Here is a 12,828-nt window from a genome sequence, read left to right on the forward strand (position 1 = left end):
GGCCGGCCGGCCTGTCGCCTGGGCCGTCGGGGCCTTACCGGTCGACGAAGGCCTTCTCGATCACATACTCGCCCGGCGTGCTGCTGTTGCCTTCCTTGAAGCCGCGCGCTTCGGCCATCTTCTGCAGATCGGCCAGCATTTCCGGGCTGCCGCAGATCATGATCCGGTCATGGGCGGGGTCGAAGGGCGTGGTGCCGATATCGGTGAACAGCTTGCCGCTGTCGATCAGGTCGGTGATCCGGCCCTGATTGCGGAACGGTTCACGCGTCACCGTCGGGTAATAGATCAACTGGTTGCGGACCGCCTCGCCATAGAACTCGTGGTCGGGCATCTCTTTGGTGATGTGGTCGTAATAGGCAAGCTCGGCCACTTCCCGGCAGGTATGGGTCAGCACCACCGTCTCGAACCGGTCATAGACGTCGGGGTCGCGGATCAGGCTCATGAACGGCGCCAGGCCCGTGCCGGTCGACAGCATGTACAGCGTGCGGCCCGGCTTCAGATTGTCCTTCACCAGCGTGCCGACCGGCTTGGCACCCACCAGCATCGGGTCACCGCGCTTGATGTGCTGAAGCCGCGAGGTCAGCGGCCCGTTCTGAACCTTGATGCTGAGGAATTCCAGCGTGTCCTCGTAATTCGGGCTGGCGACGCTGTAGGCGCGGAGCAGCGGCTTGCCGTTCACCTCCAGCCCGATCATCGTGAACTGGCCATTCTCGAAGCGGAACGCCGGGTCGCGGGTCGTCGTGAAGCTGAACAGCCGGTCGGTCCAGTGGTGGACGTCGATCACGCGCTCGGTACGGATGTTGCTCATCGCTCAAGCTTCCAGGTCTGGACGTGGGAAGATACCCCGCGCTGCGCGAGGGTTGTTGATATAATTCGCGCGGCACGTTCATCCCGCGTCTTCGATTAGTAGTGCGTCCGATATTGCGAAGCAATATCAAGCTGTGGAAAACCGACGGGGGGCCCCGTCGGGCCGGCGGTCATGGCCCTGTTGCCGGACGGGCGGGGCGCGGAGTCCACCAGCCGAAACCGGCGCTGGCCAGGCCCATCAAGGCAATCGCCGCGGCCATCGGCCAGGCACTGCCATCATCCAGCGCGCCCACCAGCGCGGCTGAAATCGCGCCGGTGCCGAATTGCAGCAGGCCCAGCAGGGCGGCGGCGCTGCCGGCGCGGGCACCGAAGGGCGACATGGCGACCGCGGTGGCATTGGGCATGATCAGGCCGTTGACGGCGATGCACAGAAACAGCGGCACCATCAGCATGGCCAGTCCGGTTGCCGTGCCCACCGGCGCGATGCCTGTGGCCACGATCGCCGCCAGCGACACGCCGGCCACGGCCTGGGTGGTACAGGCCATGCGCATGATGGCGGCGGGGCTGCGGCCGCGCACAAACCGGGCGTTCAACTGCGATGCCAGGATCAGGCCGGCGGCATTGGTGCCGAACAGCCAGCCATAGGCGCCGGGGCCGACCCCGTACAGGTCGATGAACACGAAGGGCGATCCGGCGATATAGGCGAACATCGCCCCCATCGCCGCGCCACCGGCCAGCGCCGGGGCGATGAAGCGGCGATCCAGCGCGAACCGCAGATAGGTCAGGCCGATTTCAGCCACGCCCTGACGGCGGCGGCGGTCGGCCGGCAGGCTTTCCGGCAGCGCCAGGGCCACCACCACCAGCGCCAGAACGCCGGCGCCGGTCAGCACCCAGAAGATCGACCGCCAGCCCGCCAGCACCAGCAACTGTCCGCCGATCAGCGGCGCCAGGATGGGGGCCGCCCCCATCACCAGCATCAGTCGCGCCAGCATGATCGCCGAGCCGCGTTCGTCGAACAGGTCGCGGATCACCGCGCGTGACATCACCATGCCGGCACAGCCGCCCAGCGCCTGAACCAGCCGCCACATCACCAGCGCATCGACATCGGCCGCCAGCGCGCAGCCGATGCTGCCGACGGTATACAGAACGACGCCGGCCAGAAGCGGCAGCCGCCGGCCCAGACGGTCGGCCAGCGGCCCATAGATCAACTGGCCGCCGGCCAGCCCGGCAAAGAACAGCGCCAGCGTCGCCTGCACCGCCGACGGATCGGCCGCAAGGTCGCTGGCAATCGCCGGGAAGGCCGGCAGATACATGTCGATCGACAGCGGTCCGAACGCCGCGAGCAGCCCCAGGATCAGCGCCAGTCGCAGCATCGGCGGAGCGGCGGGCCGGGCGGTGGGGCGGGCCGTGTCGGTGGGGCGGCTATGGTCGGTCATCTCTGTGCCCGCGGGCCTTCCGGTCAGTTGCCGCGGGCCTGATCGGCGCTGGCGGCGGCGGCGGTGGCCATCAGGCCCAGATCGCTGCCGATGGTTGCAAAGCGATAGCCCAGGCCGCGCATGGCGCGGGCCATCGCCGGGTCGGTGCAATGAATGCCGGCAGGGATGCCGGCGCCCTTGGCGCGGGTGACGATGGTCGTGATCGCCTCGGCCAGCGCCGGGGCGGTATCGGGCCGGCCGCCGGTGAAGCCCAGCCCCAGGCCCAGCCCCAGATCGTTGGGGCCGACGAAGATCGCATCCAGCCCCGGTGTCGCCAGAATCGCGTCCAGCGCATCCAGCCCGGCGCGGGTCTCGATCATCGCGATCGCCAGCACCTGGTCGTCGATCGCCTGCAGATAGCCGCGGCCATAGACCGGCCCGGCGCGCACCGGGCCGAAGCTGCGGCCGCCATGGGGCGGAAACCGGCAGGCGGCGGTCAAAATCGCGGCACCGGCGGCATCGTCGATCAGCGGCGCGATCACGCCCAGGGCGCCATGATCCAGCGCCCTCATGGCATCTTCCGGCCGGTTGGCCGGCACCCGCACGATCGGTGCCGTGCCATGACGGCCGATCTCGGCGAGCAGTCTCAGGCAGGTGGCGTCGTCGATCACACCATGCTGGCGGTCGATGGCCAGGAAGTCATAGCCCGCCGCATCCATCATCGCCGCCGATGTGGCACTGTCGGACATCAGGAAGGTGCCGACGGCGAAGCCATCCGCTTCCGCAATGATCCGTCGCAGCCTGTTGTCGATCATCACCGTCCTCCTCGTCTGGGTGCGCCACCGGATCGCCGGAGCGGTGCTCTTCCGCTTCCACCTGCGCGGCCGCCACCACCACCACGGCCACCACCATGGCCGTCGCCGCGGGCATCGCGTGCCCGCGCCCGCTCGGCCGCGACCTCGCGGGCCAGCGCCTTCAGCCGCTTCACCTGGCCGGGTGTCGGCGGCTTGCCGGGGCGGCCGCCCTCGATGATCTCGAACAGCAGGCCGCCGGCCACGATATCCGCCTCGCGCAGCCGGATCTCCACCCGGTCACCCAGGGCGAAGCGCAGGCCGGAGCGTTCACCGATCAGGGCCTGCTCGCTGGGGTCGAGGATGAAATACTCCCGGCCCAGGGTGGAAATCGGCACGAAGCCGTCGGCGCCGGTCTCGTCCATCTCGATGAACAGGCCAACCCCGTGCACACCGGTGATCCGCCCGCCGAAGCTGGCGCCGACCTTGTCGGCCAGGAACACCACCAGCAGCCGGTTGGTGACCTCGCGCTCGGCCAGATCGGCGCGGCGCTCGGTGATCGACAGATGCTCGCCCAGCGCGTGCAGGCCATCGGCGGCGGCGCCGTCGAGCCCGTCATCGCCCAGGTTCAGCGCCCGGATCAGCGAGCGATGGACGATCAGATCGGCATAGCGCCGGATCGGCGACGTGAAATGGGCATAGCGTTCCAGCGACAGTCCGAAATGGCCGATATTGTCGGGGCTGTAGGTCGCCTGCGACTGGCTGCGCAGAACCGTGGTGTTCACCTGATGCTCCAGCGGCGTGTTCGCCACCTTCTTCAGCACCCGGTTGAAATCGCGCGGCTCGACATGAACCGAATTGGTGAAGGGCAGGTCGAGCGAGGCCAGATAATCGCGCAGCACCGATACCTTGTCGGCCGGCGGCTGGTCATGGACCCGGAACAGACATGGCCGGGTGCGGCGGATCAGCGTGTCCGCCGCCGCCACATTGGCCAGGATCATGAATTCCTCGATCAGCTTATGGGCGTCGAAGCGCAGCCGGGTGCGGATATCGGTCACCCGCCCGGTCTCGTCCATGACAACCCGCCGCTCGGGCATGTCGATTTCCAGCGCGCCGCGCTTGCGGCGGGCGCCCTCCAGCACCTGGAAGGCATCGTAGAGCGGCGTGATCACCGGGGCCATCAGCGGCTGGATATCGCCGTCCGGGTTGCCGTCGCGGGCGGCCTGGACGCGGTTATAGGTCAGCCGGGCGGCCGACCGCATCAGCCCGCGCACGAAGCGGTGTTCGATCAACTGGCCATCGGCATCGATGCGCATCATCGCGGCCAGGCAGTGCCGGTCCTCGTTCGGGCGCAGCGAGCACAGGCCGTTCGACAAGGCCTCGGGCAGCATCGGCACCACCCGGTCGGGGAAATAGACCGAGTTGCCACGTTCTTCCGCCGACCGGTCCAGCGCGCTGCCGGCGGTGACGTAATGGGCCACATCGGCGATCGCGACCCGGATGATATGGCCGCCGGGATTGGCCGGATCGGGGTCGGGCTCGGCATGAACCGCGTCGTCGAAGTCGCGCGCATCCTCGCCATCGATGGTGACGAAGGGAATGGCGCGCAGATCCTCGCGGCCACCCGACAGGGTCGGGGGCTTGGCGGCCTCGGCCTCGCGGATCGCCGCCGGCGGGAAATGATCGGGGATGCCATGGGTCTCGATCGCCAGATCGATGATCGCGGCGCCGGTCTGTTCCAGCCCCAGCCGCTTCACCACCCGGGCGCGCGGCAGGCCCAGCCTGCGGCCGGGCAGGGTTTCCGCCACCACGAACTCGCCGTCGACGGCGCCGCCAAGTTCGGCTTCCTCGATCGCGTAATCGGTCTTGGCGCGGCGATCGGCCGGGATCAGGCGGAAGCCGTAATCGATCTCGCGGATGGCGCCGGTGATGCGCCGGCTGCGGGTTTCCAGCCGCCGGATCACCCGGGCCTCATAGACGCCGGCCTCACCGCGCGTCAGCCGGACCAGCAGGCGGTCGCCAAAGCCGGGAGCGGCCTCGTCGCGCGGCTTCAGCCCGGCTTCGCGCAGCACCACGATCGGCGGCGGGGCGCCCCGGACGTCATCATCCCACACCGCCGGGCGGGCCTCGGCCTCGCCGGTCTCGTCGTCGATCGAGGTGATATCCACCACCAGCACCGACGGCAGGGTGCCGGGCTCGGCCACCTGGCGGGGGCCCGCGCGCTTCAGCGTGCCGTCATCCTTCAGCTCACGCAGGATCCGCTTCAACCCGATCCGGGCGCCGCCGGTGATGTTGAAGGCGCGGGCGATCTCGCGCTTGCCGACCGGGCGGTCGCTTTCGGCGATGAAGGCCAGGATCTGTTCGCGGCTGGGCAGGCGATCGGTATCGTCGTCGGATGATGAAGTCAAGTCGGCGGGTCGCTTTCGGCGGACGGAGCTTGGCCACGGGCAGAGAGCCTGCGCGGACGAAACGGTCTGGCGGCACGGTACGCCCGTGCCGCCGGCCCGGCAAGTCGTTGCCACGCAAAGCTGCCCTGTTCAAGCGCCCGGACGGCTCAGCGGTTCCGCCGCCATCCGGGTGCATCCGGTGCAGGATGCGGGCGCCCCCTTCGGTTCAGCCCGCCACGGTCTTGCCGGCGGCGGGCTTGCGGCCGCCGGTCCGGGGGGCTGCCTTGGGCCTGGTCGCGGCGGTCTTCGCCGGAACCGCGCCGTCGAAGGGCACCTCGTCGTCGCCGGCCATCGCCTTCGCGGCTTTTTTCGCCGCGGCAGCCGGTTTGCTGGTGCCAGCCTTCGTGGCCCCGGCCGTCGTCGCCCCGGTCTTCGTCGTCCTCTTGGCCGCCGTCTTCGTGACCTTTGCGGCAACCGCGGTGCCGGCCGTATCGGCCCCGTCGGCCTTGTTTGCCGCTGCCTTCGCCGGCGCCTTCTTTGCCGCCGTCGACTTCTTTGCGCTGGCCGTTCTGGCCGGTGCCTTGCGGGTCTTGCCGGTGGCGGCGGCGCGGGCATCGACCAGGGCGATGGCTTCGTCCAGGGTCAGCGCCTCGGGTTCCGTGGCCTTGGGCAGTGTGGCGTTGACCGCGCCATGCTTCACATAAGGGCCATAGCGGCCCTTGTAGAGCGCGATCTCGCCGCCCTGCGGATGCTCGCCCAGCACGCGCAAGGGGGTGATGCCGCCGCCGCGGCCCTTGGGCGCTTCGGCCAGCAGGGCGACGGCGCGGTTGATGCCGATGGTCAGTACATCGTCGTCGCCGGTCAGCGATTTATAGGCGCCGTTATGGCGCAGATAGGGCCCGAACCGGCCGATGCCGGCGGTGATCATCTCGCCGGTCTCAGGATGGGTGCCGATATCGCGCGGCAGCGCCAGCAGGCCGACGGCGATATCCAGGGTCACCGCCTCGGCCGTCAATCCCTTGGGCAGCGAGGCCCGTTTGGGCTTTTCGCCGCCGCCGCCTTCGCCCAACTGGACGTAGATCCCGTATGGTCCTTTGCGCAGCGTGACCGGCAGGCCGGTTGCCGGATCGTCGCCCAGATGCTTCGGCCCCACATCCAGCCCGGTCGCGCCGGCTTCCGAGGCGCCGTCGCCGGTGCCGGCGGCGCCGCCGACCGGCCGGGTGAACTTGCAGTCGGGATAGTTCGAGCAGGCGACGAACGAGCCGAACTTGCCAAGCCGCAGCGACAGCCGGCCATTGGCGCAGGCCGGGCAGGCGCGCGGATCGCTGCCGTCTTCGCGATCCGGGAAGACATGGCGTTCCAGCCGGGTTTCAACCGCGGTCAGCACATCGGCGATCTTGAGGTCGCTGGTGCCGTCGATCGCCATGTGGAAGGCCTGCCAGAAGGCGCGCAGCACCGACTTCCAGTCGACATCGCCGTCCGCCACCCGGTCGAGTTCGCTTTCCAGTCGGGCGGTGAAATCATATTCGACATAGCGGTCGAAGAAGCTGACCAGGAACGCGGTGACCAGCCAGCCACGGTCTTCAGGCACGAAGCGCTTCTTGTCGAGCACCACGTAATCGCGGTCCTGAAGCACCGAAATGATCGAGGCATAGGTCGACGGCCGGCCGATGCCCAGTTCTTCCAGCTTCTTGACCAGCGTCGCCTCGGTATAGCGTGGCGGCGGCTCGGTGAAATGCTGATCGGGCTTGATCGGTCCGCGATCCAGCGGCTCGGCGCGCTCGAACGAGGGCAGGCGCTTTTCCTCGTCCTCTTCCTCGTCGTCGCGACCTTCCTGATACAGGGTCAGAAAGCCGTCGAAGGCGATGACGCTGCCCGTCGCGCGGAACATGGCCGCCCTGGTGCTGTCGACCACCTCGATCGCCACCTGATCCAGCAGGGCCTGGGCCATCTGGCTGGCGACGGTGCGCTTCCAGATCAGCTCATACAGCCGGAACTGGTCGTCGTCGAGATGGCTGCGGACTTCCTTGGGCCGACGGAAGACATCGGTCGGGCGCACCGCCTCATGGGCTTCCTGGGCGTTCTTGGCCTTGTTCGCGAAGCTGCGTGGCCGGTCGGGCAGATAGCGGGTGCCGTGAACCTGATCGACCAGATCCCGGATCGCCGCCACCGCCTCGTTCGACAGGTTGACGCTGTCGGTTCGCATATAGGTGATCAGGCCGACGGTCTCGCGGCCAAGGGCGATGCCCTCATACAGCTTCTGCGCCACCTGCATGGTCTTCTTGGCGGAAAAGCCCAGCTTGCGGCTGGCTTCCTGCTGAAGCGTCGAGGTGGTGAAGGGGGGGGCCGGGTTGCGGCGGCCCTGTTTGCGTTCGACATCCGACACCCGCCAGCCCGACAGGCTCTCGATCCGCCCGACCACATCCATGGCGGCGGTTTCAGACCCCAGCGCGAATTTGTCGAGCTTCTCACCGTCAAGGGCGGTCAGCCGGGCCATCAGCCGGCGTTCGCCGGCGGCGAATTCGGCGTCGATGGTCCAGTATTCGCGGGTGCGGAATGCCTCGATCTCGGCTTCACGCTCGCAGATCAGCCTGAGCGCCACCGACTGCACGCGGCCAGCCGAGCGTGAGCCCGGCAGCTTGCGCCACAGCACCGGCGACAGATTGAACCCGACCAGATAATCCAGCGCCCGCCGGGCCTGCTGGGCATTGACCAGGTTCATGTCGATATCGCGCGGGTTGGCGATCGCCTTCTGGACCGCGGTCTTGGTGATCTCGTGGAACACCACCCGCTTGACCGGCACGCCCTTCAGCGCGCCGCGTTTTTCAAGGGCGTTGTGGACATGCCAACTGATCGCCTCACCCTCGCGATCCGGGTCGGTCGCAAGGAACAGTTGATCGGCGCCCTTCAGGGCACTGACAATGGCTTTCAGATGCTGTTCGGACTTTGGATCGACCTCATAGGTCATCGCAAAGTCTTCATCGGGCCTGACAGATCCGTCCTTCGCCGGCAGATCGCTGACGTGACCGTAGCTGGCGAGGACTCGGAAGTCGTCTCCCAGATACTTATTGATCGTCTTGGCTTTCGCAGGCGATTCGACGACGACGACCTTCATGGGCTGCCTTGCTGGTCTCCGCGCTTGTACAGACCCGCCGGCTCCCGGTCAGGGGATCGGTCAGGCTTCTCTCGTCCGCGCCGCGGCCGGGGCGCGGGGATCAGCCCATGCTCAGCGACACCATTCTTCCGGGCAGGCGAATGAGCCGCCCGGCAAGTTCCAGTTCCAACAAAATCGTGAGAATGGTGGCCGCCGTCAAGCCGCTCGCATGGACGAGGTCGTCGACGCCCATCGGATCGGCGGCGATCAGCGGCGGAATCAGGCCTCGCGCGGCGTCGAGTTCGGCGTCGTCCGGCCCGGATTGCAGCACCTGATCGCGCAGCGCCGGATGGGGCAGGGCCAGGGGATGCGGCTCGCCCAGAGGCTTGTCGAGCAGCGGGCGGATCGCCTCCAGCACGTCGGCGGCGTCGCGCACCAGGGTGGCGCCATCGCGGATCAGCCGGTTGCAGCCCTCCGACCGGCTGTCGGCGGGCGATCCCGGCACGGCCAGCACCTCGCGGCCATAATCGCCGGCAAGCCGGGCGGTGATCAGCGAGCCCGATCGCGGCGCCGCCTCGATCACCACGGTGGCCAGCGTGCTGCCGGCGACGATGCGGTTGCGGCGCGGGAAATGCCGGGCGACCGGCTCCACGCCCGGCGGCTGTTCGGCCAACAGCAGGCCCTCGGTGGCGATGCGTGCCTGAAGGGCCGCGTGTTCGGGCGGATAGACCACATCGATGCCGCCGGCGACCACGCCCATGGTGCCGGCGCCGCTGGTGCCGGCGCCGAGCGCGCCGTCATGGGCGGCGGCGTCGATGCCGCGGGCAAGCCCTGAGACCACCACGATGCCGGCGGCGGCGAGGTCGGCGGCCATCCGCCCCGCCAGCCGGCAGGACGGCAGAGCGGCGGTGCGCGCGCCGACCAGGGCCACGGCCGGGGCCGCCGCCACGGTGTCGTGACCACGGATCTGCACCAGTGGCGGCGGGTCCGGTATCTCGGCAAGGCGCGGCGGATAGCCGGGTTCGCCCATGGCCACAAGCCGGGCGCCGGCGGCGGTGATCCGGCGCAGCTCGGCCTCGGCCTTGGCGCGCGATGGCGGTGTCAGCGGCCGGGCGCGGCCGCCGCGTCGTGCCAGTTCCGGCACAGCCTCCAACGCCCGCGCGGCGGTGCCATAGCGGGTGAGAAGCTCGAAGAAGGTGATCGGGCCGACCTGTTCCGTGCGGATGAGCCTGAGCCAGTCGAGCCGCTCCGCCCGGGTCAGCACACTGCTGCGCGACGTGGACATGGGCCAGAGCATGCCGGCTTTTCCCATTATACGTCAATGATCCATATATTATCGAAATTAATCTCCTAATGGTTGAAATTAGATGGCCGAAAGGCGGGCAAGAGTCCGACGTCGTTCTGCTCTGGATGGATCTGTGTCATCTATGCCATGACGGGATCTGACGGACATGGATGGAGACGCTGCGCAGATGGTCACAGATGGTTGGCGCCACCCGACTGGCACACCGTGGTGCGCGTTTTGGCGCCGGACCATTGACGACCCGGTACGGCCGGGCCGGCGCCGATGACGGGCGCCGTGGCATGACGCGGCATCCACGCGCCGCCGATGCCATGCGGGCCGCGATCCGGCCCGACCGGCTGGAGCGGCCGGTGTTCGCGGTGTTCGAGGCGGCGGTGGCGATCGATCCGCAAGCAGTGGCGGTTTTTGGCGGAACCACGGCCGGCGAGGCGGTGACCCGCTATGGCGAGCTGCATCTTATGGCATGCAGTATCGCAGCGGCGGTCGATGCTGCCTCGCCATTGGGCGTGCCGGTGGCAGTGGCTTTGCCCGCCTCTGCCGGATGTCTGGCGGCGCTGCTGGCGGCGCTTGCGGCGGGGCGACCGTGCGTGCCGCTGGATCCGTCCTTCCCGGCCGACCGCAACCGCATGATCATGGACCATGCCGGGGTCGGGCTGCTGGTGACCGATCGGGCCAGTAGCGACCGGTCGCCGGCGCTGGCAGCCCTGGCGCTGGCGGCGGGGGCCGCGGTCATCCTGATCGACGATCGGCCAAGGTTGCCGCCATCGGACTGGCACCCCACCGGCCGCGCCGACGATATCGCCTGGGTGATCTATACCTCCGGCTCGACCGGCAGCCCCAAAGGCGTCTGTCAGACCCAGCGCGGTCTGCTGCACGATATCTTCCAGTATCTCGACGTCACCGGCATCGGCCCCGGCGACCGGCTGACTCAGCTCTATTCGCCCAGCGTCGGCGGTGCGCTGCGCGATATGTATGGCGCGGTGCTGTCAGGGGCGGCGCTGGTGCCGGTCGATCTGCGGGCCGAAGGCATCGCCGGCGCCGCCCGCCGCTTTCAGGCGGCGCGCCCGACCGTGTTTCACGCCATGCCGACGGTGTTGCGGGCGCTGACCGACAGTGGTGCCGGACCGGCGGCGCTGGGCGGCGCGCGGCTGGCCTATCTTGCCGGCGAGCGGATCTTCGCCGACGATCTGGCCCGGGTTTTCGCATCGGCACCCGATGATCTGCTGATCTATGTCGGCATCGGCTCCACCGAGAATGCCACGATCTATCGCCATTGGCTGATCGACCGCACCACGGCGGCGGGGTTGGATGGCGGGTTGGTGCCGGTCGGCTGGCCGGTGGCCGACCGCCGTATGCGGCTGATCGATGCCGCCGGCCAGCCGGTTGCCGATGGCGAGGTGGGCGAGATCGAGGTTGAAAGCGCCTTCATGGCCGCAGGCTATTGGCGCGATCCGGCCCTGACCACGGCCACCTTCCAGACCGGCGGCGATGTGGCGCCGGGGGCCCGCCGGCTGCGTACTGGCGATCTGGGGCGGCTGCGGCCCGATGGCCTGCTCGATTTCATCGGCCGTGCCGATCGCCAGGTGAAGATCCGCGGCTATCGGGTGGAACCGGCCGAGGTCGAGGCGGTGTTGCGGGCTCTGCCGGGGGTGGGCGACGCGGCGGTGCTGCCCGATCAGGCGGCCGGCCCGGCCTCGGGCGCCGTCGCCGGGCTGGCGGCGGTGCTGGTGCCGGCGCGTGGAACCGTGCTGGACCTGATGGCCCTGCGCCGCCGGCTGGCGGCCACTCAGCCGCCACATCTGCTGCCGCGCCGGCTGCTGGTGGCGGCCGATCTGCCCAGGCTGGCCAATTTCAAGCTGGATGGCGCCGCGCTGTCGGCCTGGATCGCCGCCTTGCCGGAGGTCGCGCCCGAACCGGACACCGCCGCGGTCGAGCCGCCGGCACGCGCTGTGCCGGATGATCTGGATGCGGCGATCGACGCGGCCTGGGCGGAGATCCTGGGCAGCGACGCACCGCTGTCGGGCGTCAGCCTGCGCGATCTGGGCGGCGACAGCCTGGATCTGCTGAGGCTTGCGGCCAGGATCGAGAGCCTGACCGGTCTGGCGCCGCCCCTGGACCTGCTGGGCGGCGACGTGACGCCCCAGAGGCTGCGCGTGGGCATGCGGTCGGGTGCGGTGCGCAAGGTACCGGATGGCGATGATGGCGGCCGGACCAGATTGCTGTTCATGCTGTCGGGGGCGCCCGGCGCCAGCGAGGGCCTGTTCGCGCTGGCCGGTCACCTTCAGGCCGGCTATCGGGTCCAGATCGTGCCGCTGCCCGATCTGGACCATGAACTGCGCAGCCGGCGGGAGATCGGCGATCTGGCGCGTGAGGCGACGGAGCTGATCATGACGCGGCTTGCCGATGCGGCGGCGGATGCGGGCGAGACGCCAGACGGGCGCCCGCCCGGTCTCGCGCTGTTTGGTCTGTCCTTCGGCGGGCGGATCGCCGCCACGGTTGCGGCAGAGCTTGCGGCGCGGGGCCGGCCGGCCGAGCTTGTGGTGATCGGCGACATTCCGGCCCGATATCGCGATGCCGCGGCGATCATGGCGGCCGGGGGCACCGGCCGCCGCCCCGGCGGCGCCGGTGCATGGCTGCGTCGTGGTCTTGGGGACGGTTTCGGTCGCGCCGTGTTCCATCTGGCGCATCGCAAGGATCGGCGGTTGCTGCGCTGTCTGGTGGGCGCGGCGCGAATGGTGGCGCCGGGGCGGGCGATGCGCGGCCTTGTGGAACGACGCGCCGCCAGCAGCCTGCGCCGCTCGATGGTTCCGGGCTGGCAGCCACCGACCTTGTCATGCCCGGTGCTTCTGATCGTCACCGACGGCACCCGTCACAATCTTGCGGCGCTGGGCGAGGATCTTGGCTGGCGGCGGAGCATGTCGCGGTTGTCGGTGGTGCGGGTGCCGGGCGATCATGTCACCATCGCCGCCGACATCGCCGGTCTGTCGCGCATCGCGGAGGCGATGGATACAGCCTGGCCTCAGGGATAGGC

The 12,828-nt window shown here is 69.2% G+C and carries 7 protein-coding genes; 1 reads left to right on the forward strand and 6 read right to left on the reverse strand.

Annotated features, from left to right (window positions below):
* Positions 1-34: 34 nt before the first annotated feature.
* From WG924_RS20260 to dprA, 6 genes are all read right to left on the reverse strand, one after another.
* Positions 35-808 (reverse strand): ferredoxin--NADP reductase, encoded by a 774-nt coding sequence (locus tag WG924_RS20260; RefSeq protein ID WP_188581766.1) that lies wholly within the window; start codon positions 806-808, stop codon positions 35-37.
* Positions 809-977: 169 nt separating this feature from the next.
* Positions 978-2,180, reverse strand: coding sequence for a multidrug effflux MFS transporter (locus WG924_RS20265; RefSeq protein WP_345935072.1), 1,203 nt, complete (start codon positions 2,178-2,180; stop codon positions 978-980).
* Between the two features lie 86 nt (positions 2,181-2,266).
* Complete coding sequence (locus tag WG924_RS20270; RefSeq protein WP_345934918.1) at positions 2,267-3,037, reverse strand: HpcH/HpaI aldolase family protein; 771 nt, start codon at positions 3,035-3,037, stop codon at positions 2,267-2,269.
* A complete protein-coding gene (rnr, locus tag WG924_RS20275) occupies positions 3,037-5,421 on the reverse strand; it encodes a ribonuclease R (protein ID WP_345934919.1) in 2,385 nt (794 codons plus the stop codon). Before rnr ends, WG924_RS20270 begins: the two co-directional genes overlap by 1 nt.
* A 205-nt stretch (positions 5,422-5,626) precedes the next feature.
* The gene (topA, locus tag WG924_RS20280; protein ID WP_345934920.1) at positions 5,627-8,515 is read right to left on the reverse strand and encodes a type I DNA topoisomerase; all 2,889 of its coding nucleotides are present in this window, start codon (positions 8,513-8,515) and stop codon (positions 5,627-5,629) included.
* 100 nt (positions 8,516-8,615) lie between these two features.
* A complete protein-coding gene (gene dprA, locus WG924_RS20285; protein WP_345934921.1) occupies positions 8,616-9,791 on the reverse strand; it encodes a DNA-processing protein DprA in 1,176 nt (391 codons plus the stop codon).
* A gap of 287 nt (positions 9,792-10,078) precedes the next feature.
* Between dprA and WG924_RS20290 the strand changes: the two genes are divergently transcribed.
* A complete protein-coding gene (locus tag WG924_RS20290; RefSeq protein ID WP_345934922.1) occupies positions 10,079-12,826 on the forward strand; it encodes an AMP-binding protein in 2,748 nt (915 codons plus the stop codon).
* The last annotated feature ends 2 nt before the right edge of the window (positions 12,827-12,828 follow it).

Source organism: Tistrella arctica (genome assembly GCF_039630945.1).
GTDB lineage: Bacteria > Pseudomonadota > Alphaproteobacteria > Tistrellales > Tistrellaceae > Tistrella > Tistrella bauzanensis.

Bases quoted from the DNA above. Each gene is read 5' to 3' on its own strand.
- dprA (WP_345934921.1), bottom strand. From the start codon at position 9,791: ATGCTCTGGCCCATGTCCACGTCGCGCAGCAGTGTGCTGACCCGGGCG.
- WG924_RS20260 (WP_188581766.1), bottom strand. From the start codon at position 808: ATGAGCAACATCCGTACCGAGCGCGTGATCGACGTCCACCACTGGACC.
- WG924_RS20270 (WP_345934918.1), bottom strand. From the start codon at position 3,037: ATGATCGACAACAGGCTGCGACGGATCATTGCGGAAGCGGATGGCTTC.
- topA (WP_345934920.1), bottom strand. From the start codon at position 8,515: ATGAAGGTCGTCGTCGTCGAATCGCCTGCGAAAGCCAAGACGATCAAT.
- WG924_RS20265 (WP_345935072.1), bottom strand. From the start codon at position 2,180: ATGCTGCGACTGGCGCTGATCCTGGGGCTGCTCGCGGCGTTCGGACCG.
- WG924_RS20290 (WP_345934922.1), top strand. From the start codon at position 10,079: ATGACGCGGCATCCACGCGCCGCCGATGCCATGCGGGCCGCGATCCGG.